Origin of the sequence: Curtobacterium sp. BNK-1, from assembly GCF_048685235.1 — a bacterium.
In the GTDB taxonomy this organism is placed as follows: Bacteria; Pseudomonadota; Gammaproteobacteria; order Enterobacterales; family Enterobacteriaceae; genus Pantoea; species Pantoea agglomerans.
In genome coordinates this window covers 3191415-3213371 of the sequence record NZ_JBLQTJ010000001.1, presented here as the reverse complement: position 1 = coordinate 3213371, position 21957 = coordinate 3191415, and the positions used below count along the sequence as shown (strand labels likewise).

Here is a 21957-nt window from a genome sequence, read left to right as displayed (position 1 = left end):
CCAGAGCGTATTGCCACGTCTGCAGCTTGTACGCACCCGCTACCGGCTGAACGATGCTGCTCAGTTTGAGCTGCCCTTTATCAAACAGCTTGATCGCCTTCCGACGTTAGACCGCCAGGACATTCGCGATCTGGCTTATAAGATGGCCTCCTTCCTGTCACAAAGTCTGGCTGAGTTCGTTGATAAGGTCTCCATACCACAGGAGGCGGACGAACTGACCGTGACGCTCACCGGATACCGTTACATCGCTGAACTGGCTGCACTGACAGGAACGCAGCCACCTTACTGGGCAGAGTTCTGTTCAGCTAAAGGTGAATTGCCTCTGCGCAAAGCCCAGTCTGGTCTGCTTCGTATGATGGCTCCTGAATGGTGGCGTGGCCGCCTGAAGCAGATGCGAGATTTACAGCGTGAACACATGGCTATCGCGGTTGGGCAGGTACAGAAATCCGCATCACCATACGTGTCTCGCAGCACGCTGGCCGAATGGATAGAGCAGAAAAAACGTAACCGTGAATTCTTCAAACGCTTTGATCTCATCAATCAGGACGGGGACCGTATTGCGCTGGATGAAATGGTCAACCGCAGCGTGTCCAATCCGGCAATACGCCGCCGCGAATTGATGACCAGAATGCGTGGGTTTGAGGATGTCGCTAATGAAACAGGGTGTGTAGGTGAGTTTTATACAATCACAGCACCATCAAGTTATCACGCAGTTTACAGCCAGGGCGGCTTTGTTTCTCAGTGGAACGGTTCAAGCCCACGTGACACCCAGCGTTATCTCTGCCGTGTATGGGCGAGGATCCGCGCGGCACTGTCACGCGAAGCTATTCATGTCTTTGGCTTTCGCGTTGTTGAACCTCACCACGACGGCACGCCGCACTGGCACATGCTGCTGTTTATGCGCCCTGAAAACGTCCAGCGGGTTCAGCAAATCATGCGTGATCAGGCTTATAAAGAGGATTCCGGGGAGTTGACCACACCGCAGGCAATGAAAGCACGATTTCATGCCGAGCCGATCGACCCTGAGAAGGGCAGTGCGACAGGCTATATCGCCAAATATATTTCAAAGAATATCGACGGTTACGCTATGGACGGCGAGAAAGATGATGAAACTGGCGAAAATATGCGCGACATGGCTAAGGCTGTTTCGGCATGGGCTTCACGCTGGCGTATTCGTCAGTTTCAGCAGATCGGCGGTGCGCCTGTGACTGTCTGGCGTGAGCTGCGCCGTATAGGTGATGCACGTCTGCCAGATAAGCAGATGGATGCGGTGCTGGCGTCAGCTTCCGTTGCCAGCTGTTGGGCGTCCTATACGATGGCGCAGGGCGGGCCGTTAGTGGCGCGTGAGGATTTAGTGATCCGCCTTTGCTACGAACTTACCGAAATGGGCAATGAGTACGGCGAAGATGTTCAGCGGGTGCAGGGTATCTATTCGCCAATGGTGCCGGATTCAGAAGTCATGACGCGCCTGGTCAAATGGGAAAAGGTCGCTAAATTGGCCGAAGCGCCAGCGGAGGCTGGTTTTTCTGGCGGCATTGCCGCCCCTTGGAGTTCTGTCAATAACTGTACGGGGCCAGAGCGCCGACGGTTAGAACTGGAACTAAAAGCCAGGGGATTTAACGGTGATGAATATGAAATTAGGCTGTTGCTTAAGGGCTGTAGCCTCAATGCAGGTGCAAAAATGCGGCTTTTCTACCGGAACGGCAGGTTGCAGGAAGAACCATTCTAATCTGGCAAGGTTCAGATCAATCCCATTGATACATAAAAAATAGTTTCAATTTCGACTGGATTTTCTATACTGTATGCATAAACAGTAGTTGTAAGCAGAGGAGGGAACATGCAGGACTATCTTTTGGAGTCGGTGAAGCTTCAGCGTATTGATTTCTTTTTAAAACTTGTTGCTGTCAGCGATTGTAGTGATCAAGAAAAACGTATGGCAATTGAGTGGGTTTCCGAACTCACAGATGAGTTAATGGCTCGTCTACGCAAGCATGAATACAGCCTTTCAATGAATCAGGCTGAGTGATGAAAGGCCTAACAGAACTACGAGCCGTGAGTGCATGACTATGCTGCATGAAATCGCATGATCCTAAAAGGATCTCTGATGCTCAGGCCCGCCAGTATTGGCGGGCTTTTGTTTATGTCATGCAGGTGCATGAAAACCGCTGCATAAAGCGGGCAGGCGTGGCGGGGCTACGAGCGCGCGCAATACGGTTTAGATCCTGATAGAGTTTTGTGGTTTTCATTAAAAAAACATATATTCATTGTAGAACCGTCTTAAGCTCAAAAGGGAATTGCAATGTCATTAAAAGTTATTAGAGAACAGGTCTTAAAATTCGTATCTCAGTCTACACCTTCGGTCATTGCCATCAAAGGTGAATGGGGAGTTGGTAAAACTTATGGATGGGAATCTTTATTACAAGAGGCTAAAAGTGGAAATATGATAACGGGAAAACGATACTCATATGTTTCCTTGTTCGGAATTTCTTCTTTAGATAAACTAAAATACACTATATTTGAAAATTCTATTCAGCAAGACTCAATTGGACATGAGCCAAATCTTGAAAGTCTTAGGACAAACACATTTGGTATGCTCGAAATACTTGGTCGTGGCTCATGGAGTAAACTCAAAGATATGCCGTTTGTAAAATCAGCGGCGCCTGCAATTGAAGCATTTTCGTTTATGTCTGTGACAGATTCCCTAATTTGTATTGATGACTTAGAAAGAAAAGGGAGTGGCTTGGATTTAAAAGATGTATTAGGTTTGGTGTCATTACTAAAAGAAAAAAAGAAATGTAAGGTCGTTTTATTGTTAAATGCAGGAACTGAAGAAACAGTTGATTACGAAAAATATAAGGAAAAGGTTATTGATATTGAACTGGAGTTTTCGCCCACTCCAGAAGAAAGCGCCCAAGTGGCGTATGATGGTTCAAAGTCATATCATAGCGAACTTTCAAAATTTACTGTTTCACTCGGTATAAAAAACATAAGAGTATTAACGAAGATTGAAAAATACATAGATATTGTTTTAGATTTCTTTGAAAAAACCGAGCCTGAGCTTACTAAGCAATTATTGCACACCGCATCATTGTTTAGTTGGGCATATTATTGCTCAAATCATGATAGTGATATACCAACTCTGGACTTTATAGAGTCGCCAGTGAGCAGGCAACATTCTAGCTCTAAGGAGCTGACTGACAAGCAAAAGCTCTGGAAAAACTTACTTCTGAGTTATGAGTTTACTGACTTTGATAAGTTAGACTCTATAATCGCTAAATTAGTAAGAAGCGGTTATGTTGATAGGGATGCATTCAAGGAAGTTGTGGCAGTATCAAATAAGAAAGTCATTGAAGATAAAAATAACAATGGTTATCGAAGAGCATGGGATACTTTTCATAATAGCTTTAATGATAATCAGCAGTTAGTTGTTCAGCAATTATATGATAATTTCCTACTTAATATTCATCAACTTGGTACAAGTGACTTGGATGTTTTGGTCAACGTCCTCCGTGATTTGGATAGTGGCTCAAAAGCTACAGAGTTGATTGATGCATTTATTAGTGAGCGTAAAGGTGATATTGAACTATTTAATCCCGAAGGTTTTAATTTCGTTCGTCAGATCACGGATACGGAGATTTTAGAAAAGTTTAGTGGTATTTACAAATATGAGAAGCCAAAAAGAACTATAAAAGATGTTCTTGACAAGATATCGGGGCAGAACGGGTGGGGTAATGATGATGAAGAAATACTTTCATCATCATCCGAAGATGAATTTTATGAATATTTTAAAAGTATCAATGGGTCAGAACTTACATCTCATGTATCTACTTGCCTGAAGTTTGGTGGATTTAACAATGGCAGTGCAAGAATGGAATCAATCGCTGTTAAGACACGAGCAGCTTTGAAAAGGATATCGTCAGAAAGTAAATTAAATGAGATTAGAATGAAAAAGTTTGGGTTGTGATGAAGGGTCGCCACCTAGGCGACCTTTTAATTATTCATCCAGTTTATACGTATCAAAATTAATAACTTCATCACTCAACCATGAGTTTAACTCTTTTAATCGTTTTTGAAGCGGAATAAGTTCATTTCGCACGAAGACTCGACTAGCCTTCTCAACATCACCAAACCCACCTGTATTGTTCGGAATAACCCCCATCAGCTGCGGCGGCACGCGATGCACGGCCAGCATGTCGTCGCGGCTCACGTTCTTGATGTTCAGGAATTCATCCTTCGCCGCCACCTCAGACAGCGGGATGATCTGGATGCCGTCCTTTTTCCCGTTCGGGCTGTACATAAACAGGTTTCGGAAGTTGCCAGGGCCCTTTGCGCTTTTCATGGCACCGCGGATATTGTCCACGTCCTACTGGCTCTGTGCCGGGTCGGTCATGTACATGATGAAACCCGCATGGCTGCCGTTAAGGTAATACTTGCGGCGGAACAATGTGGCCGACTCATTCAGCAGCGCCGACGGGATGGCTGACAGGTAGCCCGGCAGGCCGTAAATCTCCTGATTGATGTCCGGCTCCATCAGGTGAAACACGCTTCCCTTCGCAAACTCATACGGCTCCGTGTTAATGCCATAGTGCGCATACCAGTAGGTATCGAGGTCCAGGCCGCGCCGGGTGAACTTCGCCAGCGACGGCTCCAGCTTCAGCACGTTACCGAGGCGGCTGGTGCGCTTCTCCAGGTAGGCATTGCCGAAAATCAGGTAATCCAGCGCAAAGCGGGTGAACGCCTGCTGACTCAGCAGCGGGTGCGGGATAAAGGTACTCGCCAGAATATTGCACTTCACGCTGATGGGTGAGCTGTGATGCACGGCGGCCCGGAACGTGCGTGCCAGCCCGTCAACGCTTACGGGCGGTTCATACCAGCGATCATTGATAACGCACTCCACGTAGTCCAGCAGTTCGCGGCGGTCCAGTACCGGGATCGGGTCGCCAAAGGTAAACGCCTCCGACGCTGCCCCGCTGGTCATGTTATCCGGCTGCGGCACGGGCTGCGTGCGGGTGCGGTTCCTGCGTTTGCTCATCAGTAAATCTCCACAATGTTCTGCGTGTGTGCCGCCTGTCCCTGCAGCGGCTCGTTTGCCAGCGCGTGCATGGTCGCCCAGGCTAAATCGCCGTGGCTGACCTCTTCGCTGCGGCTGGTTTCATAGGTCGGACGGTTGCCGCTGGCCGTGGTGGCCTTGCGGATAGACATGAATGACTGCGCGATGTCGAGGTGGCTGGCGTCAAACTCCAGCCGCCCGCTGGCGATGGTGTCGTAAGCCTTCAGCACCAGGGCGTTTTTCACGTTCGGGTTATAGACAAATTCTTTCACCTGCGGGAAGAAGGCTTTGACGTTCTCGTATACACCCAGCCCGACGCCGGTGGAGTCGATGCCGATATAGGTCACGTTATACTGCTGCGTCAGCGTCCTGATGGCGTCAGCCTGCGCCCGGAAGTCCATCCCGCGCCACTGGTGGCGCTCAAGGATGCGGAACTTTCCGCCCGGCACGGCAGGCGGTGCCATGACCACGCACCCGGCGCTGTCGCCGTTCTGCGTTCCCTTCGCCGGGTCGTAACCGATCCAGACCTCTTTCCAGCCGAACGGGCGCAGCGCAAGCGCTTCAAAGTCGGTCCATACTTCCCAGCTGTCCACCATGCGCGCCTGCAACAGCGTGAGCGGGAACACGGACGCCAGGTCAACGCCGAACGGGCGGCAAAAATGCAGTGGGAACGGCTGCAGCGCGGTGCAGCGACGTTTTCCATTCAGCTGGCGAAGGTGCGCGCGGAACTTTATACAGAAATGCCGGTGAAGGTCAGCGGCTTTAAGCAGCAGATAGATGCTGGGGGATGGATCATCACAACGCTGACGCACAGCCTGAGTGCTGATAGCGGATTTACTACCAGTATCGAACTGGAAGTGAAAATAGATTCACTTGAAATGGAATAGATCTATCTCAAAATGGTTAAATTGAGTAATATTAATCTCAATTGGGTTTCGGAGATGATATTATGATGAATTGCCCTTTGTGCGGTAATGCCGCACATACCCGCAGCAGCTTTCAGGTATCAGCAACAACTAAAGAACGATACAACCAGTGTCAGAACATCAATTGCAGCTGGACGTTTAAATCTCATGAGACGGTTTCTGAGACCATCATGAAACCGGGTAGCGTTAAACCTGTCCCACCGCATCCGGGAAGAAATCAGCAGCAACCGTTGTGGTTATAAGCACTGCGATATTATGGTGTGTACGTACTGAACAATCTTCTGGAATTGAATTCTTATCAGATATCGTTATACATAGAAGCATAAAAATATTGGCTTTATTTCAATGCCAGGAGCCTTTCTTAGATTAATTACAAAAGTGCTGCTTGGTTATTAGGGTATCAATTAGCATAACTAAATTAAAAAATATAGTGAGTAAATATAAGTGGCCGTATTTATCTCTTGGTTGAAATACGGCTTCTTATGTAATAGATATAGGAATGTTTATTTATACACTATAATATTTTTTTAGCCATTCATCCAAATCAATGTGTAGTTGATTGAACGATATTACATTTATATGATTATTATCTATTGAAGTGGTATCCATTCGCCATTTGAGTCTGTCGTGCTCTTCAGGTGTTAAATTCATGTCTTTACCTGTTATTATTAAGCCGTGAAATTTAGCTCTAGGACTACCAAAAGTTGATTGAAAATTTGTAGTTTGCCTATTGTCTTCTAGTTTCCAGAACCAATCAGTTAACTGAGAGTATGCTCCTTCAAATCGGTTTGACCAATCTCGCTTCGATTTTTTTCCCTTTTTTTTAAAAACACTGTTGGGATTACCATCCTCAAACTCTACTAATATGTATTTCATGTCCTGCTTACTACCAATGATTAAGTCGGCTTTAAAGTCACCATCTATGGGGTATTCAGGAGCAATAAGATCCCCATCTTTAATATAAGGGAAGTAATTTGTTATCAATGAGCATATGTTTGGCCTCACTTTGAAGAATGGAAGGATGTGAACCGCTTCTTCTAAAATTGTATTACTCTGTAAAAGTTGCTCTAGTTCATTGACTTCAATTCGGCATTGGTTTTTGTCAAAAACAAAGTTTTGCATTACTTTCATTTTTTATATTCTCCGAGAAACTCGGGAAATGTCATTTTATCTTCTTTGCTTTTATTAATTAGATCCATTATTAAAACTGCATCACCTTCAATATGAAATGTCACTCTTAATTCATTTGATAGTCTGAATGAGTATAATGATTTGCCATGTAATACTATATTATTAATGGCGTTAATTAATTCACGTTTGTTTTTGATATCATTTATTTTTTTTATGAAAACCTTGAATTTTATTTTATCTTTTTCTTCCAAGGTTCTCAGTGAAAAGTTAAGTCTATCGGAAATAACAGTTTTCATTCTCAGCTCCTGATTTTTCGTGAAGTTGTTTTATAATATCTTCCCGATCTTTGTCTCGGTTAAATAACGTGATGAATCAAAGGATTGATCTTTAGAATATTGATACTCATATATCCTCATTAGTTTGCACTGGAATAAATATGTCAATATCCATTTGAGATTAATAATACTGTTAGTAATTTAATTACCTTAATTTTTATGTAGACATTCCACTATGCCAGCATATTCAACTTTTAGCAAAGATCCGCAAACTCAGCAAGTTACTGCTTTACACTCATCTAGTTTTTAGTTGAGAAAGGATTGTTACTTATGTTTTAAATTTTTCACTTTAAAATACATCCCTATGAGCGGTCAGACCTACCTACATCTGTGATGAATATTAGGGTAGAAAGAAGCCTGCTGCCATTTTGCTGCCAATGTATGATTTAGCAAACAAAAAAGCCACCTTGCGTAGGTGGCTTAACTACATGATTTACATTACTAAATTTGGTGGCCCCTGCTGGGCTTGAACCAGCGACCAAGCGATTATGAGTCGCCTGCTCTAACCACTGAGCTAAGGGGCCAGCGGAGCGGGGATTATAAAGTATCTCTTCAGGGCAATCCAGCACTCAGCCACCGGTTGCTGAAATAAGCAGCAGTGATTTACCTGCTGATTTCTATAACAAATCTGGCGAACCGCGATCCCAAAGTCGCAAACAGGCACGGATAATGCTTCTCCGCGCCTTTAGTGAAACCGGACTTCAGTCGTTATGGCTGATGGCTGGCTCAGCTCTGACGATAACGTGATGCTGATTGATTCCGTGAAAGATGGGGAACCATTGTGCCACGTGCCTGATCGTAGTCGTGCCACATCTGCAGATCTTCCAGCGCCGGAATGGTTACCGTCTCTTTGCTGTCGAGTCCGGCAAGCGCGGCGTCCACCATCTCATCAACGTCCATCAGCATTTCAGCCGGGATGTCATTAATAGACTGGCCTGCGCGATCGAAAATCTCCGTACGGGTCGCACCGGGCAACACCGCCTGTACCTGCACACCGCTCTCTGCGAGTTCACGCTGCATCGCACGAGTCAGAGTCAGTACATAAGACTTAGTGGCGTTATAAGCGCCGTTGAACATCTCGTGCACCAGCGACAACACCGAGGCGATATTGATAATGATGCCGTTACCGCGTGCTTTGAAAGCCCGGCCAGCCGCCTGTGCCAGACGGGTGGGTGCCAGAATATTTAACGCCAGCATGCTGTTAATGCGTGTGATGTCCGCCTCCAGAAACTCACCCTCAACGTTCATGCCCGCGTTGTTCAGCAGCAGCGTAATCTGTGCGTTGTTCGCGAGCTCCGACTCCACGCGTTGCAGATCCTGCTCGTGCGTTAAGTCAGCCGCCATAACCGTCACCCGAATATCGTGCTGCTTTGCCAGTGCGTCAGCCAGGGTAGTGAGCCGCCCCTGATCGCGTGCGACCAGAATCAAATCATAACCGCGTGCTGCCAGTCGTTTTGCATAGGTCGCACCGATACCGCTGGATGCGCCGGTGATTAAAGCTGTGCCTGATTGTGACATCTCTTTTTCCTCGTATGATGGTCGTCATAATAGCTATCAATATGACGATCATCATATCTGTCGTCAAGCTGGAATATGATGACCGTAATAATTACTATAATAGCCAGACGCTACGTAGCAGACACCGCAGGAGATGAGATGGAGAAGCAGAGCAGCAAAGCGCATACGCGGCGGCGTATCCTTGATGAGGCGGCGTGCGTGATGCGTGAAACCGGCACCGAAGGAATTGGTGTAGCGGCGCTGATGAAGCGGGTCGGTCTGACACACGGCGGTTTTTATGCGCATTTTACCTCACGCGAGGAGCTGGTTGAGGAGGTGCTGAAGCATATGTTTGCTGAAGCCGATACCTTAAAGCCCGCGGAGTCCGTGACCCAGCCAGCGCAGCAGCTGGCAGATTTTATTGATAGCTATCTTTCCGAGGCGCATCGCAATGCGCCGGCACAGGGCTGTCCATTAGCCGCTCTGGTGAGTGAAGTGGCTCATCTTCCACAGCCGACACGGCAGATCTTCGCACAGGGCTTTAATGCGATGCACAGCAGCCTGACGCAGATATTGCGTGAGCTGAGGCTGCCGGATGCGGAAGCGCTGGCTTCCAGCATGCTGGCAGAGATGGTTGGTGCGCTGGCGCTGGCGCGCGCCTGTCCGGATGCAGAGCAGGCCAGCCAGATGCTGCAACGCAGCCGCGATGCGCTGAAGCAGCGCACGCTGGAGGTGGCGGCATGAGTGAACACGCGATCCGCGACATCATCAGCTCCGGTCTTGATGTGCTGTTCTGTGGCATTAACCCGGGTCAGTCAACCGCCCATCAGGGGTTTCACTTTGCGCATCCCGGCAACCGGTTCTGGAAAGTGATCCATCTGGCCGGATTCACCCAGCAGCAGCTGAAGCCGGAAGAGGAGCAGCGCTTAACGGAGACCGGCTGCGGCATCACCATGCTGGTTGAGCGGCCTACGGTACAGGCGAGTGAGTTAGCGCCTGATGAGCTGCGCGATGGCGGTAAACGGCTGATGGAAAAGGTACTGGATTACCAGCCGGCTGCGCTGGCGATTCTGGGTAAGGATGCGTTTCGTCGTGCTTTTAAGCAGAGTAAAGTCGAATGGGGCAAACAGCCCATATGTATGGGGAAAACGCAGGTATGGGTGTTGCCGAATCCCAGCGGCCTTAATCGCGCATCTCTGGACGAGATGGTAGAGGCGTATCGTCAGCTCTATGTGGAACTGCATGCGGGGAACGAATGAATCTGCGCAGGGCAGGGGAGAGGCAATAACAGGCAGGCATAAAAAACCCCGGCGAACCGGGGTTTTTGTCTGACTTAATCGTCGAGGAAGCTACGCAGCACTTCCGAACGGCTCGGATGGCGCAGTTTACGCAGAGCTTTGGCTTCAATCTGACGAATACGCTCACGCGTAACGTCGAACTGTTTGCCCACTTCTTCCAGCGTATGGTCAGTGTTCATATCGATACCGAAACGCATGCGCAGCACTTTCGCTTCGCGCGCGGTCAGGCCAGCCAGCACGTCATGGGTAGCAGAACGCAGGCTCTCTGAGGTAGCAGAATCCAGCGGCAGCTCCAGCGTGGTGTCTTCGATAAAATCGCCCAGATGTGAATCTTCATCATCACCAATCGGCGTCTCCATAGAGATCGGCTCTTTAGCGATTTTCAGCACCTTGCGGATTTTATCTTCTGGCATCAGCATACGTTCAGCCAGCTCTTCCGGCGTAGGTTCGCGGCCCATCTCCTGCAGCATCTGGCGTGAAATACGGTTGAGCTTGTTGATGGTCTCAATCATATGCACCGGAATACGGATGGTACGCGCCTGGTCGGCGATAGAGCGGGTGATAGCCTGACGGATCCACCAGGTCGCATAGGTTGAGAACTTGTAACCACGGCGATATTCAAACTTATCTACCGCTTTCATCAGGCCGATATTACCTTCCTGAATCAGGTCAAGGAACTGCAGACCGCGGTTGGTATATTTCTTGGCAATCGAAATAACCAGACGCAGGTTAGCTTCCACCATCTCTTTCTTGGCGCGACGTGCTTTGGCTTCACCGATCGACATGCGACGGTTAATGTCTTTGACCTGTTCAATGGTCAGACCGGTCTCTTCTTCAACCTGCGCCAGTTTCTGCAGGGAACGTGTCACGTCGTCCTGCACTTCCAGCAGTTTTTCAGACCACGGCTTGTTCATGGCCAGAGCAGCTTTGAACCAGGTTTCATTGGTTTCGTTGCCGGTAAACAGCGTGATAAAGTTTTTCTTCGGCATTTTGCACAGCTCAATACAGAGCTTCATGATCAGACGTTCCTGCGTACGAACGCGTTCCATCATGGTGCGCATGCTGCCTACCAGGTAATCGAACTGCTTCGGTACCAGGCGGAACTGCTTGAAGACATCAGAGAGGTTCTGGATTTCAGCAACGGCGGCAGCATGACTGCGACCTTTGCTTTTAATCACTGCGCGGGTAGTTTCATACTGCTTACGCAGGTCAGAAAACTTCTCACGCGCCAGTTCCGGATCGATTGAGTTATCGTCGTCGGAGCTGTCATCATCCTCCTCATCTTCTTCTTCATCGTCCTTACGATCGGCTTCAGAAAGTTCAGAGCCCACGTGCGTTGCCGTTGGGGCGATATCTTCTTCTGCGTTAGGATCGACGAAACCGGTGATCAGATCGGAGAGGCGTGATTCGCCTGCTTCAACTTTGTCGTACTGATCCAGAAGATACGTAATCGCTTCAGGGTATTCGGCTACAGAACACTGAACCTGGTTGATACCGTCTTCAATACGCTTAGCGATGTCAATTTCGCCTTCGCGCGTCAGCAGTTCAACGGTACCCATTTCACGCATATACATGCGGACCGGGTCAGTGGTACGCCCGATTTCAGATTCAACGCTGGATAACACCTGAGCGGCAGCTTCCGCGGCATCTTCGTCAGTATCGGAGCTGTTTTCGTTCAGCATCAGATCGTCGGCATCCGGGGCTTCTTCAACCACCTGAATACCCATGTCGTTAATCATCTGGATGATGTCTTCGATCTGATCTGAGTCGACGATATCTTCCGGCAGATGGTCATTGACCTCAGCATAGGTCAGATAGCCTTGCTCCTTACCACGGGTGACAAGAAGCTTGAGCTGTGACTGCGGGTTTTGCTCCATAAGACGGTATCCACACTTCTGTTAAATTAGATTGGTGTCGGTCGGCAGCGAGCCAACAATAGCAGTAAAGGCATTTAATTCTTGCCGCTGCCTTCGTCGCGGCGTGGGCTTTGCCCATCAGTATTCGGCACTTAAGCCGCTTGTATAAACTCTGTGCTAAGGGCCTGGCTTACTTGCCATTCTTGTCCCCGGCAGTGCTCGCTTTCCTCACGTACTTCAGTACGCTCCGGAAGCTGTGCGCTGGCGGTGACCAGACTGGCTTCGGCGCCTGTGGCCTTTAAAATATGTGCTGCTGGCCTGGCTTACTTGCCATTCTGCTCCCCGGCAGTGCTCGCTTTCCTCACGTACTTCAGTACGCTGCGGAAGCTGTGCGCTGGCGGTGACCAGACTGGCTTCGACGCCTGCGGCCTTTAACTTTTGGTACTGCGGACTATTTCGGTACCGGCATCACTCACGGTAGCGAAACGGGTGTCCGCGGCACTAAAACAGGCAATCTGCCCTTTCATCTGTCAGAACGGGCAGCGTGCTGAAAACAGTTACTTTCTGGCAAACGCCTGACTGAGAGTCCAGAGTTCCCGGCGCTCATCGGCGCTCAGTCCCTGGGTGCGTTCACGCGCAATCAAAAACTCCAGGCGCTCTTCAAGAGCAGAGTCGTAGATGCTGGCCAGCGAGTCCTGAAACACCGCTTCGGCTTCCTCATCTACTATCATGTGGTTCCAGATCGCCAGTGTTTCAAGCGTCTGACTAAAATTTGTTCCGCGATATAACTCTAGTAGCTGACCGGTGGTCAATCCAGGATTCTCATTACAACGGCCCACTAATTCAATAAATAGCGGTAAACCCGGCATTTTTGACTCAGACAGCCCATCAAGCGAAGGCACCAGGGTGGCCAGCTGCGGACTCTGAATCAGCAACGCGATCAGCACGCGCATAGTGGTACGCTTCAGCGGTGGTGCTACCGGCGTCGTTCCGCTTGCGGCCAGCTTCGGCATCAGCTTTTCAAGCTGATTGTCGTCAAGAATACCCAGTTTATTCCCCAGTTCCTGACGCATATAAATACGTAAGGTCTCACCAGGGATCTGCGTAATCAGCGGTAAAGCCAGCGTGCTCAGGCGCGCCTTTCCGTCGCGTGAGCTCAGATCCACCTGCGGCAGCAGGCTATCAAATAAAAACGAAGAGAGCGGCATCGCCTGCTCCATCCTCGCTTCGAAGGCCTCTTTACCCTCTTTGCGTACCAGCGTATCCGGGTCTTCACCATCGGGTAAAAACATAAAGCGTAGCTGACGACCATCATTCATGTAAGGCAATGCGGTTTCAAGCGCACGCCATGCCGCTTCACGACCAGCCCTGTCGCCGTCGTAACAGCAGATCACGGTGTCGGTACTGCGGAAAAGCAACTGAATATGTTCAGCAGTGGTGGAGGTGCCTAATGACGCGACGGCATAATCTATCCCGTACTGCGCCAGCGCAACCACGTCCATGTATCCCTCAACCACTAACAGGCGGGTGGGTTCAGGATGGTTCTTAACGGCTTCATAAAGGCCATAGAGCTGGCGGCCTTTATGGAAAATAGGTGTTTCCGGCGAGTTCAGATACTTCGGCGTATCGTTACCCAGCACGCGTCCGCCAAAACCTATGACGCGTCCACGCTTATCGCGAATCGGAAACATGACGCGGTCGCGAAACCGGTCATAAGTTCGGCCTTTGTCATTGCTGACCAGCATGCCCGCTTCCATCAATGACTCGCGATCTTCCGATTGCTTACCAAAACGCTTGAGAACGTTATCCCAGCCGGCTGGCGCGTAACCTATGGCGAAGTGATTGATGATTTCGGCGCTCAGACCACGACGATCAAGATAGTCGCGTGCTGGCTGCGCACTGGATTGCTGCAGACCCTGCTGATAAAAACCGTTCAGGTTCTCCATCAGCTGATACAGGCTCTGGCGCTGATGGCGTTCCATCTGGCTGGGCCCGCTGCCTGCTTCATAAGGCACGTCTAAACCGTGGGAAGTGGCTAACTCTTCGATACTTTCCACAAACTCCAGACGATCAAAGTTCATTAAAAAGTCGATAGCGTTGCCGTGTGCACCACAGCCGAAACAGTGATAGAACTGCTTTTCGCCGTTTACGGTGAAAGAGGGCGTTTTTTCATTATGGAAAGGACAGCACGCATGGAAATTCTTACCCTGCTTTTTCAGCTTAACGCGGGCATCGATAAGATCCACGATATCCGTGCGGGCAAGTAAATCGTTGATAAATACGCGTGGAATTCGTCCAGCCATACGCCCCAGATTTTCAGCTCATAAACGGCAACAAGCCGCGCTTCCTTTCGGAAAGCACGGCCTTTTACTTGACTCTGTCTGCGTGAATCACGCGGTGGAGGCGGACCTCCGGAACGACTTAGTACAGACGAGTGCGGCGTGCGTTTTCGCGAGCCAGTTTCTTGGCGTGACGCTTAACTGCTGACGCTTTAGCGCGCTTACGTTCGGTAGTCGGTTTTTCATAGAACTCACGACGACGAACTTCAGCCAGAACGCCTGCTTTCTCGCATGAACGCTTGAAGCGACGCAGTGCTACGTCAAATGGCTCGTTTTCACGTACTTTAATTACCGGCATGTAACTCTCACCTCGATAAAATTCGGTTTTTGCTGCTGACTGCGGCGCCAGCACATTTCAAAATGGTGCAGCATTTTACTCCAACTCAAGTTGGTTTGTAAAGCACCATGGATAATTTGAAACCAACAGGAGCGTTTGCCTGTGCGGCTGCCGGTTTTTCCAGGGGCGGGAGTATAGCGCACTCTTTAGCCGACAGAAAATGACTTTTTACGGTGGATGCCCGCGCTGCACATCCAATTGCTGTGATAAACTGCGCGCCGCAAGAATGAGGTGATGCAATGCGAATTCTGGGTATTGAAACGTCGTGCGATGAAACCGGCATCGCAATCTATGATGACGAGGCCGGATTACTGGCTAACCAACTCTACAGTCAGGTAAAACTGCACGCCGATTATGGCGGTGTGGTGCCGGAACTGGCCTCACGTGATCACGTGCGGAAAACCGTGCCGTTGATTCAGGCTGCGCTGAAAGAGGCCGGTCTGGAGCCGCAGCAGATCGACGCGGTGGCTTACACGGCAGGTCCTGGACTGGTCGGTGCGCTGCTGGTTGGTGCCACCATTGGCCGCGCCCTGGCGTTTGCCTGGAAAGTCCCCGCCGTGCCGGTCCACCATATGGAAGGCCACCTGCTGGCGCCGATGCTGGAAGAGAATCCGCCGGAATTTCCGTTTGTCGCACTCCTGGTGTCGGGCGGACATACGCAGCTGATTAGCGTCACCGGCATTGGTGAATACGCGCTGCTGGGTGAATCGATCGATGATGCCGCGGGTGAAGCGTTCGACAAAACGGCCAAGCTGCTTGGGCTGGATTATCCGGGCGGACCAATGCTGTCGAAGATGGCGCAGCAGGGCACGGCGGGACGTTTTACCTTCCCGCGTCCGATGACCGATCGTCCGGGCCTGGATTTCAGCTTCTCCGGCCTGAAAACCTTTGCCGCCAATACTATCCGCGCCAATGATGATGATGCTCAGACCCGTGCTGACATCGCCCGCGCCTTTGAAGATGCGGTGGTGGATACGCTGTCGATCAAATGTAAGCGTGCGCTGGATCAGACCGGCTTTAAGCGGCTGGTGATTGCCGGTGGCGTCAGCGCTAACCGCACACTGCGCGAGCAGATGGCGATCATGATGCAAAAGCGCGGCGGCGAAGTGTTCTACGCCCGCCCGGAGTTCTGTACCGATAACGGTGCGATGATCGCGTATGCGGGCATGGTGCGGTTAAAAGGCGGAACGCGGGGAGAGTTAAGCGTCAGCGTGCGACCGCGCTGGCCGCTGGCGGAACTGCCCGCCATCTGATGTGAAAAAAGCCGGCTCACAAGCCTGCATCTGGGGGAATCTGGCCGTAACGGATAAGCTCAACGCGCAGGGAACAGGGTCAGAGGAGGAAAGCGTCACGCGCCATGGATGGCGCGGGCCGAGCGGTCAGGGATGACGGCTTTTGCGTCTTTCCGATCTGACCCTGTTTCCTGCGCAGTCGCGGACATAAAGCCAGACTTTGTCGACACCTTCAGGCCGGCTTTTTTTATGGCTGAGATTTCTTTTTGCGCTTCCAGATCTTGCCTTCCTGACCCCGCCACAGCCGCTGAATATTGTCGTGATGACGCAGCAGGATCAGACAGGAGAGCATGGAAACCGGGAAGGTGAACTGCGGTTTGAACCACCACACATAAAAAGGCGCGATCAGCGCGCTGACGATGGCACCCAGCGAGGAATAGCCGCTGAGTAAGACCGTTAACAGCCAGGTGCCGGTCACCAGCCCGGTTAAGTCCCAGCCAATCGGCGCAATCGCACCAAATGCCGTCGCCACACCCTTGCCACCGCGAAAGTGAAAGAACACCGGATAAATATGACCCAGACAGGCGGCAATGGCGGTCAGACCGAGATAGAGCGGAGTCACGTGCATCAGATAGGCCAGCCAGACCGGCACCATCCCTTTCAGCACATCAAACACTAATACGCTGGCTGCTGCGGTTTTACCGCCCAGACGCAGGACGTTGGTGGCACCCGGATTGCCGGAACCGTGTGTGCGCGGATCGGGCAGGCCAGCGAGTTTGCAAACCAGAATCGCACTGGAAATCGAACCGCAAAGATACGCGAAAATAATCATACCAAGCGCGAAAGCACTCATAACACCGTACCGTTCCCTTTAGGGTCGTTTTGATCTCTTTAACCGTGGATAATACGCATAATCAGCCGGAAGTGGTATCCGGCTTAGCCAAAAACAGAGACTCTCATCATGGATATCGTATTTATAGAACAACTCACGGTCTTCACCACTATTGGCGTTTACGACTGGGAACAGGGCATACAGCAGAAGCTGGTGCTCGATGTCGAAATGGCCTGGGATAACCGTCTGGCGGCCAGTAGCGACGATGTGAAAGATTGTCTGAGCTATGCGGATGTCTCCTCGGCGATTCTGACGCATCTTACCGGCAGTCGTTTTGCGCTGGTTGAACGGGTTGCTGAAGAAATCGCGGATCTGTTGATGAACCGTTTCAATTCGCCTGGCGTCCGCATAAAGGTAAGCAAACCGGGGGCTGTAGCCCAGGCAGCACAGGTTGGCGTGCGAATTGAGCGCGGGACTATTCCTAAATAAATACGATGTGATTGCCATCACAATGAAACCAAACCAAATTACTGTCTGTCATAGCGTGTACCGTTTCGTTACAGCAGGCGAAATGGTGTAGACCTTAAGGTTTAATTCAGGCTGATAGCGGCATGATTTCAGGCGATAGCCACGCGCTACCGCCTTTTTAATGGTTTTGAAACGGATAGAGGAAACATTTGATGGCAGATATTCATCAGCTTTGGGTAGCTGCAATCCTGGGCGTTGTGGAAGGGCTGACCGAATTTTTACCGGTCTCTTCCACAGGGCACATGATTATAGTGGGTCACCTGCTGGGCTTTGAGGGTGAAAAAGCCGAGACCTTTGAAGTTGTGATCCAGTTAGGATCGATTCTGGCTGTAGTAGTGATGTTCTGGCGCCGTCTGTTTGGCCTGATCGGCATCCACTTTGGCGAAGTCAAACATGAAGGCGTCGGCACTGGCCGTCTGTCGCTGATCCATATCCTGCTGGGTATGGTACCGGCGGTGGTCGTGGGTCTGGTGCTGCACGATCAGATCAAAACGCTGTTTAATCCGATCAACGTGATGTACGCCCTGGTGGTAGGTGGTGTGCTGCTGCTGGCAGCTGAGTACCTTAAGCCAAAACAGCCGAAAGCGGTGGGCGTCGATGATATTACCTATCGTCAGGCGTTTATGATTGGCTGTTTCCAGTGCTTAGCGCTGTGGCCGGGCTTCTCACGTTCCGGTGCAACCATCTCCGGTGGCATGCTGATGGGCGTGAGCCGCTATGCCGCGTCGGAGTTCTCCTTCATCCTGGCGGTGCCAATGATGATGGGTGCGACCGTACTGGATATGTACAAGAGCATCGGCTTCCTGACGATGGCGGATTTCCCGATGTTTGCGGTGGGCTTTGTCACGGCGTTTATCGTGGCGCTGATTGCGATTAAAGCTTTCCTTCAGCTGATCAAACGCATCTCGTTTGTTTCGTTCGCGATCTACCGTTTTATTGTGGCAGCCGCGGTTTACATGGTCTTCATGTAAAGCCCACGCAGCCTGCTAGTCAGGCTGCGTAATCGCCAGACCCTGCGCGACGGCGTCAATCCGTCGTCGCGTCAACTCTTCCCGCACTTCTGCACCTTTAAATCCCGCTTCGACCACCGCTTTGGTCGGCACCGCCTGCGCCAGCGCAAAAGCACGACGCAGATAGTCACCCTGCGGATAAGGCATGCTCTCCAGTCCGGCTCGCCCGCGCGCATCCGCTTCACTGGTCAGCGCCATCTGCTCAACGCGCTGTGGCTTACGCCAGGCATCGATCCGGTCAAACAGTGCTACCAGCGACGCGGCAGATTGCCGTTCAATGGTGTGCACCACGTCGTGAAATTCGGTCACAATCAGCGCCAGATCGCGAATCGCGTTTGGCACCCGCAGTCGCTGGCACAGCGCCTCGACCAGGGGAACGCCCGCCAGGCCATGACCGTGGTGGCTGGGCCACAACTCAGGCGGCGTCAGCGCCTTGCCGACGTCATGGAACAGCGTGGCGAAGCGCACCTCGATCTCACTGGAGAGGGCGGCGGCCATCGCCAGTGTCATCAGCGTATGAACACCGGTATCGATTTCCGGGTGCCACTTAATCGGCGCAGGAATACCAAACAGATTATCCAGCTCAGGAAACAGCACCTGCAATGCACCGCAGTCGCGCAGGACCTGAAAATAGACCTGCGGATTACGGGAACTCAGCGCCTTTTCCGTCTCTTTCCACACCCGCTCAGCAGTGAGATTCGACAACTCGCCGCTTTCGGCCATCTGCTGCATCAGCAGCTGGGTTTCGGGGGCAATACGAAAGTTGAGATGGGCAAAACGCGCCGCGAAGCGCGCAACGCGCAGTACCCGCAGCGGATCTTCACTGAAGGCGTCGGAGACGTGACGCAGCAGGCGCAGGGCAATATCACGCTGGCCATTATAAGGATCAACCAGCACGCCGTTTTCATCCTGCGCAATCGCATTGATGGTCAGATCGCGGCGCTGTAAGTCCTGCTCCAGCGTCACGTCGGGCGCGGACCAGGTGACAAAACCGGTGTAGCCTTTCCCGTTTTTCCGCTCGGTACGTGCCAGCGCATACTCTTCGCGACTGACGGGATGCAGGAAAACGGGAAAATCGCGACCGACCTGGTGATAGCCCTGCTCAAGCATGGCTTCGGGCGTGGAACCTGTCACCACCCAATCTTTGTCTGTAACCGGCAGATTCAGCAGCGCATCACGCACCGCACCGCCAACAAGAAACGTCTTCACGCAAAACTCCAGAGAAAAAGAAATGACCTGCACGCCGGGCGCGTCCCGCGCCTGAAATCAGCGGTGCATATCATTTTATTGTTGCACAGATTCCCCGGATTGCAGACATGCCAAAAGGGGGATCCTGCGATCCCCTGCTCAAATCCGGCTAAATGGTGTCAGTTCATCCAGCGATCGCTTTTCTTACGGCGCGGCAGCATGTGCGGCAGTAACAGGCCCAGCAGCAGACCGACGCCCAGCACGCCGCCGCCATACATAAACCACTGCATGATGATGGTGCGCTGCTTATCATCCAGCTGAACGTTAGCGGCGCTGACTTTCTTCTGCGCGACGATCAGCTCATTTTTCAGCTTCTGATTCTCGCCTTTCAGCCCGTTGATAACGCCGTCGCTGCTGGCGACTTTGTTCTGCATCTCAGCCGTGCGCTGGTTCCAGCTGTTGTCGATGTTATCCAGTTTGGCGGTCAGATCTTTCACCTGCTGCTCAAGCTGAGGCACCCGGGTGCGCAGGCTCGGATTAGCACTGAGCTGCGACAGGGGAATCCAGGTGGTACGGCCTTCCGAATCACGGATCTGGCCATAATGCGTGTCATTGTTGGTCTGTAACAGCTGCACCTCTTCCCCGGCGTTCAGCTTACCGAGCAGGCGAAACTGATCGCCCGGTCCGCTGCGAACCCAGGTTGAAAGTTCATCAGAAACATAGCGTTTTTCTTCGGCATGGGCAGGTGCAAGGGTGCTAAGGGCCAGCAAAGTGAGTCCAGCGAGAGTAATTTTTTTCATTCGATTTCGTTTGGCTTAGTCTGACTAAAAATTTACCGGCACAGTCTGGAGAGGCCTCGCATAAATCTGAATGAGAACTATCCTGGTCTCATGAGAGTGCGAAAAGGTCTGCGAAAGAGCAAAGAAAGCAGAGACAGCGCGGCTTCTGTGCATTAATCTTCGCCTGATAACCCCTTGCCCTCCAGGCGACAGCTTGAGTAACCTGCTGATAATCGCCTGAAATATGCAGGAAACACCCTCTTAAGTGCCAGCGGCGTAGTGAATAAAAAATTATGACCATCGAAATCGAACTAAAGTTCATTGCAACTCCACAGGCGGCCGGGAAACTGGCTGAACTGCTCTCCACTCTGCCGCATCAGCATCAGGCTGCTCGCGAGCTGACCAACATCTACTTTGAAACCGACGACAACCAGCTACGACGCTGGGATATGGGATTGCGTATCCGCGGCGTAGACCAGCGTTATGAAATGACGCTGAAAGCGGCGGGGCAGACGCTCGGCGGACTGCATCAGCGCCCGGAATACAACGTTGAGCTCAGCGAACCGGTTCTGGACATTGCACGCCTGCCGGCAGAGATCTGGCCGCAGGGCACCGATGTCGCGGCGTTGCAGCCGCGCTTGCAGCCCCTGTTCACCACCCATTTCCAGCGCGAGATCTGGCTGATCACCACAGGCAACAGTGAAATTGAAGTGGCGTTTGATCAGGGCGAGGTCACGGCAGGTGATCTCAGCGAACCGCTGTGCGAGATCGAGCTGGAGCTGAAACGTGGCGAACGCCAGGAGCTGCTGGCCTTCGCACAGCATCTGGTGGCGCTGGGCGGTCTGCGTATGGGCAGCCTGAGCAAAGCCGCCCGCGGCTATCAGCTGGCGCAGGGGAATCCGCCGCGCCAGATACAGCCTTTCCCGCTGCTGAAAGCGGGCGCCAAAGCCACCGTAGAGCAGGGCATGGTGGCCGCGATGTCGGCAGGACTTCATCACTGGCAATATCATGAAGAAGTCTGGCTGCGCGGCAATGCGGCGGCCCAGGATGCGGTGCGCGAAGCGCTGGATCTGCTGCGTCAGGCGTTCAGCCTGTTTGGTGCGCTGGTGCCGCGTAAAGCCAGTAGTGCGCTGCGTCAGCAGCTGACTACGCTGGAAGAGACGCTGGTGAATGAAGAGCAGGATGCTGCCACTTTCTGCTTATCTTCCCTCTCGGTTGAGACGCAGCTGGCGCTGACACACTGGCTGGCTGAATCTCAGTGGCGTCAGTGGATCGATGCCAAAGGGGAAGCCAAGCTGCAGGGGTCCTATAAACGCTTCAGCGACATTATGCTGAGCCGCGTCAATGCCGATCTGAGAGAAACGTTCATCACGGTAAAACAACCCAACGAGTATCAGGACAAAGCTACCCGTCTGGCGCGTCAATTGCTTACCGTCCACCTGCTGGCGGGATTCTATCCGTCTGAGGCGGTCGTGAGCTGGCTCGACCCGTGGCAACAGCTGCTGTCGGCAATTCATGAAAAACAGACGTCCGGGTTAGCCTGGCTGGCGATGCAGGCGCTGAAACAGCCTCCGTTCTGGCTCACCAGCGGCGCTGGTCGCTAACGGGTATTCCGTCAC

Annotated in this window: 23 protein-coding genes and 1 tRNA gene; 11 read left to right on the top strand and 13 right to left on the bottom strand. The window is 51.5% G+C overall.

The window, feature by feature from the left end:
• Positions 1 to 10 precede the first annotated feature (10 nt).
• The 3 genes from ACMGGP_RS15155 (at position 11) to ACMGGP_RS15145 (ending at position 3964) form a co-directional block, all read left to right on the top strand.
• Positions 11 to 1729, top strand: a complete 1719-nt coding sequence (locus tag ACMGGP_RS15155; RefSeq protein WP_498798608.1) for a replication endonuclease — start codon at positions 11 to 13, stop codon at positions 1727 to 1729.
• Between the two features lie 108 nt (positions 1730 to 1837).
• Entirely contained in the window at positions 1838 to 2026 is a 189-nt protein-coding gene (locus ACMGGP_RS15150; RefSeq protein WP_187505866.1) for a hypothetical protein, read from the top strand.
• 273 nt (positions 2027 to 2299) lie between these two features.
• Positions 2300 to 3964 carry a P-loop NTPase fold protein gene (locus tag ACMGGP_RS15145; protein WP_498798607.1) on the top strand — a complete coding sequence of 555 codons (1665 nt, stop codon included), beginning with the start codon at positions 2300 to 2302 and terminating at the stop codon, positions 3962 to 3964.
• 30 nt (positions 3965 to 3994) lie between these two features.
• On the opposite strand, the gene ACMGGP_RS15140 is transcribed toward ACMGGP_RS15145, so the two are convergent.
• The 3 genes from ACMGGP_RS15140 to ACMGGP_RS15130 are packed head-to-tail and all read right to left on the bottom strand — an operon-like array spanning position 3995 to position 5676.
• Positions 3995 to 4360, bottom strand: a complete 366-nt coding sequence (locus ACMGGP_RS15140) for a hypothetical protein (RefSeq protein WP_498798606.1) — start codon at positions 4358 to 4360, stop codon at positions 3995 to 3997.
• A gap of 3 nt (positions 4361 to 4363) precedes the next feature.
• A complete protein-coding gene (locus ACMGGP_RS15135) occupies positions 4364 to 5032 on the bottom strand; it encodes a phage portal protein (RefSeq protein WP_498798605.1) in 669 nt (222 codons plus the stop codon).
• Positions 5032 to 5676 (bottom strand): phage terminase large subunit family protein, encoded by a 645-nt coding sequence (locus ACMGGP_RS15130; RefSeq protein ID WP_498798604.1) that lies wholly within the window; start codon positions 5674 to 5676, stop codon positions 5032 to 5034. Before ACMGGP_RS15130 ends, ACMGGP_RS15135 begins: the two co-directional genes overlap by 1 nt.
• Positions 5677 to 5709: 33 nt before the next feature.
• Between ACMGGP_RS15130 and ACMGGP_RS15125 the strand changes: the two genes are divergently transcribed.
• Positions 5710 to 5937 (top strand): hypothetical protein, encoded by a 228-nt coding sequence (locus ACMGGP_RS15125; RefSeq protein ID WP_498798603.1) that lies wholly within the window; start codon positions 5710 to 5712, stop codon positions 5935 to 5937.
• Positions 5938 to 5999: 62 nt separating this feature from the next.
• Positions 6000 to 6218 (top strand): ogr/Delta-like zinc finger family protein, encoded by a 219-nt coding sequence (locus tag ACMGGP_RS15120; protein ID WP_267713188.1) that lies wholly within the window; start codon positions 6000 to 6002, stop codon positions 6216 to 6218.
• Positions 6219 to 6483: 265 nt separating this feature from the next.
• Here ACMGGP_RS15120 and ACMGGP_RS15115 read toward each other — a convergent pair whose 3' ends face one another.
• The 4 genes from ACMGGP_RS15115 to ACMGGP_RS15100 all read right to left on the bottom strand — a co-directional run bounded on the left by ACMGGP_RS15115 (position 6484) and on the right by ACMGGP_RS15100 (position 8960).
• Positions 6484 to 7107, bottom strand: a complete 624-nt coding sequence (locus tag ACMGGP_RS15115) for a Shedu anti-phage system protein SduA domain-containing protein (protein ID WP_267713189.1) — start codon at positions 7105 to 7107, stop codon at positions 6484 to 6486.
• Complete coding sequence (locus ACMGGP_RS15110) at positions 7104 to 7403, bottom strand: hypothetical protein (RefSeq protein ID WP_267713190.1); 300 nt, start codon at positions 7401 to 7403, stop codon at positions 7104 to 7106. Before ACMGGP_RS15110 ends, ACMGGP_RS15115 begins: the two co-directional genes overlap by 4 nt.
• Positions 7404 to 7890: 487 nt before the next feature.
• Positions 7891 to 7966: transfer RNA gene (locus ACMGGP_RS15105), tRNA-Ile, on the bottom strand.
• Between the two features lie 202 nt (positions 7967 to 8168).
• The gene (locus ACMGGP_RS15100) at positions 8169 to 8960 is read right to left on the bottom strand and encodes an SDR family NAD(P)-dependent oxidoreductase (RefSeq protein ID WP_033772642.1); all 792 of its coding nucleotides are present in this window, start codon (positions 8958 to 8960) and stop codon (positions 8169 to 8171) included.
• Positions 8961 to 9098: 138 nt separating this feature from the next.
• Between ACMGGP_RS15100 and ACMGGP_RS15095 the strand changes: the two genes are divergently transcribed.
• Positions 9099 to 9683: a TetR/AcrR family transcriptional regulator gene (locus ACMGGP_RS15095; RefSeq protein WP_498798602.1), complete on the top strand. Its 585-nt coding sequence runs from the start codon at positions 9099 to 9101 to the stop codon at positions 9681 to 9683.
• Positions 9680 to 10198: a G/U mismatch-specific DNA glycosylase gene (gene mug, locus ACMGGP_RS15090; RefSeq protein ID WP_069025394.1), complete on the top strand. Its 519-nt coding sequence runs from the start codon at positions 9680 to 9682 to the stop codon at positions 10196 to 10198. The genes ACMGGP_RS15095 and mug overlap by 4 nt, the downstream gene beginning before the upstream one ends.
• 74 nt (positions 10199 to 10272) lie before the next feature.
• Here the strand turns inward: mug and rpoD are convergent, their stop codons facing one another.
• From rpoD to rpsU, 3 genes are all read right to left on the bottom strand, one after another.
• A complete protein-coding gene (rpoD, locus tag ACMGGP_RS15085) occupies positions 10273 to 12114 on the bottom strand; it encodes an RNA polymerase sigma factor RpoD (protein ID WP_010699749.1) in 1842 nt (613 codons plus the stop codon).
• Between the two features lie 536 nt (positions 12115 to 12650).
• A complete protein-coding gene (gene dnaG / locus ACMGGP_RS15080; protein ID WP_498798601.1) occupies positions 12651 to 14396 on the bottom strand; it encodes a DNA primase in 1746 nt (581 codons plus the stop codon).
• 118 nt (positions 14397 to 14514) lie between these two features.
• Positions 14515 to 14730, bottom strand: a complete 216-nt coding sequence (gene rpsU / locus ACMGGP_RS15075; protein WP_001144069.1) for a 30S ribosomal protein S21 — start codon at positions 14728 to 14730, stop codon at positions 14515 to 14517.
• Positions 14731 to 15008: 278 nt separating this feature from the next.
• On the opposite strand from rpsU, the gene tsaD reads away from it, so the two are divergent.
• Positions 15009 to 16022, top strand: coding sequence for a tRNA (adenosine(37)-N6)-threonylcarbamoyltransferase complex transferase subunit TsaD (gene tsaD, locus ACMGGP_RS15070; protein ID WP_010249066.1), 1014 nt, complete (start codon positions 15009 to 15011; stop codon positions 16020 to 16022).
• Positions 16023 to 16248: 226 nt separating this feature from the next.
• Here the strand turns inward: tsaD and plsY are convergent, their stop codons facing one another.
• Positions 16249 to 16854, bottom strand: coding sequence for a glycerol-3-phosphate 1-O-acyltransferase PlsY (plsY, locus tag ACMGGP_RS15065; protein ID WP_010249063.1), 606 nt, complete (start codon positions 16852 to 16854; stop codon positions 16249 to 16251).
• A 108-nt stretch (positions 16855 to 16962) separates the two neighbouring features.
• Here plsY and folB point away from each other — a divergent pair, with 108 nt between their 5' ends.
• Positions 16963 to 17322, top strand: coding sequence for a bifunctional dihydroneopterin aldolase/7,8-dihydroneopterin epimerase (gene folB, locus ACMGGP_RS15060; protein ID WP_010249061.1), 360 nt, complete (start codon positions 16963 to 16965; stop codon positions 17320 to 17322).
• Between the two features lie 191 nt (positions 17323 to 17513).
• The gene (gene bacA / locus ACMGGP_RS15055) at positions 17514 to 18332 is read left to right on the top strand and encodes an undecaprenyl-diphosphate phosphatase (protein ID WP_010249058.1); all 819 of its coding nucleotides are present in this window, start codon (positions 17514 to 17516) and stop codon (positions 18330 to 18332) included.
• Between the two features lie 15 nt (positions 18333 to 18347).
• Here the strand turns inward: bacA and ACMGGP_RS15050 are convergent, their stop codons facing one another.
• Positions 18348 to 19580 (bottom strand): multifunctional CCA addition/repair protein, encoded by a 1233-nt coding sequence (locus ACMGGP_RS15050; RefSeq protein WP_045139609.1) that lies wholly within the window; start codon positions 19578 to 19580, stop codon positions 18348 to 18350.
• A 158-nt stretch (positions 19581 to 19738) separates the two neighbouring features.
• Positions 19739 to 20359, bottom strand: a complete 621-nt coding sequence (locus ACMGGP_RS15045; RefSeq protein ID WP_010671133.1) for a TIGR04211 family SH3 domain-containing protein — start codon at positions 20357 to 20359, stop codon at positions 19739 to 19741.
• A 272-nt stretch (positions 20360 to 20631) separates the two neighbouring features.
• Here ACMGGP_RS15045 and ACMGGP_RS15040 point away from each other — a divergent pair, with 272 nt between their 5' ends.
• Positions 20632 to 21942, top strand: coding sequence for a CYTH domain-containing protein (locus tag ACMGGP_RS15040; protein WP_498798600.1), 1311 nt, complete (start codon positions 20632 to 20634; stop codon positions 21940 to 21942).
• The last annotated feature ends 15 nt before the right edge of the window (positions 21943 to 21957 follow it).

Excerpts from the sequence above, each read along its gene's own strand:
- ACMGGP_RS15150 (WP_187505866.1), top strand. The coding sequence starts at position 1,838 with ATGCAGGACTATCTTTTGGAGTCGGTGAAGCTTCAGCGTATTGATTTC.
- ACMGGP_RS15040 (WP_498798600.1), top strand. The coding sequence starts at position 20,632 with ATGACCATCGAAATCGAACTAAAGTTCATTGCAACTCCACAGGCGGCC.
- plsY (WP_010249063.1), bottom strand. The coding sequence starts at position 16,854 with ATGAGTGCTTTCGCGCTTGGTATGATTATTTTCGCGTATCTTTGCGGT.
- ACMGGP_RS15120 (WP_267713188.1), top strand. The coding sequence starts at position 6,000 with ATGATGAATTGCCCTTTGTGCGGTAATGCCGCACATACCCGCAGCAGC.
- ACMGGP_RS15125 (WP_498798603.1), top strand. The coding sequence starts at position 5,710 with ATGCAGTGGGAACGGCTGCAGCGCGGTGCAGCGACGTTTTCCATTCAG.
- folB (WP_010249061.1), top strand. The coding sequence starts at position 16,963 with ATGGATATCGTATTTATAGAACAACTCACGGTCTTCACCACTATTGGC.
- ACMGGP_RS15095 (WP_498798602.1), top strand. The coding sequence starts at position 9,099 with ATGGAGAAGCAGAGCAGCAAAGCGCATACGCGGCGGCGTATCCTTGAT.
- ACMGGP_RS15100 (WP_033772642.1), bottom strand. The coding sequence starts at position 8,960 with ATGTCACAATCAGGCACAGCTTTAATCACCGGCGCATCCAGCGGTATC.
- ACMGGP_RS15145 (WP_498798607.1), top strand. The coding sequence starts at position 2,300 with ATGTCATTAAAAGTTATTAGAGAACAGGTCTTAAAATTCGTATCTCAG.
- rpsU (WP_001144069.1), bottom strand. The coding sequence starts at position 14,730 with ATGCCGGTAATTAAAGTACGTGAAAACGAGCCATTTGACGTAGCACTG.
- ACMGGP_RS15045 (WP_010671133.1), bottom strand. The coding sequence starts at position 20,359 with ATGAAAAAAATTACTCTCGCTGGACTCACTTTGCTGGCCCTTAGCACC.
- bacA (WP_010249058.1), top strand. The coding sequence starts at position 17,514 with ATGGCAGATATTCATCAGCTTTGGGTAGCTGCAATCCTGGGCGTTGTG.
- ACMGGP_RS15135 (WP_498798605.1), bottom strand. The coding sequence starts at position 5,032 with ATGAGCAAACGCAGGAACCGCACCCGCACGCAGCCCGTGCCGCAGCCG.
- dnaG (WP_498798601.1), bottom strand. The coding sequence starts at position 14,396 with ATGGCTGGACGAATTCCACGCGTATTTATCAACGATTTACTTGCCCGC.
- ACMGGP_RS15115 (WP_267713189.1), bottom strand. The coding sequence starts at position 7,107 with ATGAAAGTAATGCAAAACTTTGTTTTTGACAAAAACCAATGCCGAATT.
- tsaD (WP_010249066.1), top strand. The coding sequence starts at position 15,009 with ATGCGAATTCTGGGTATTGAAACGTCGTGCGATGAAACCGGCATCGCA.
- rpoD (WP_010699749.1), bottom strand. The coding sequence starts at position 12,114 with ATGGAGCAAAACCCGCAGTCACAGCTCAAGCTTCTTGTCACCCGTGGT.
- ACMGGP_RS15110 (WP_267713190.1), bottom strand. The coding sequence starts at position 7,403 with ATGAAAACTGTTATTTCCGATAGACTTAACTTTTCACTGAGAACCTTG.
- mug (WP_069025394.1), top strand. The coding sequence starts at position 9,680 with ATGAGTGAACACGCGATCCGCGACATCATCAGCTCCGGTCTTGATGTG.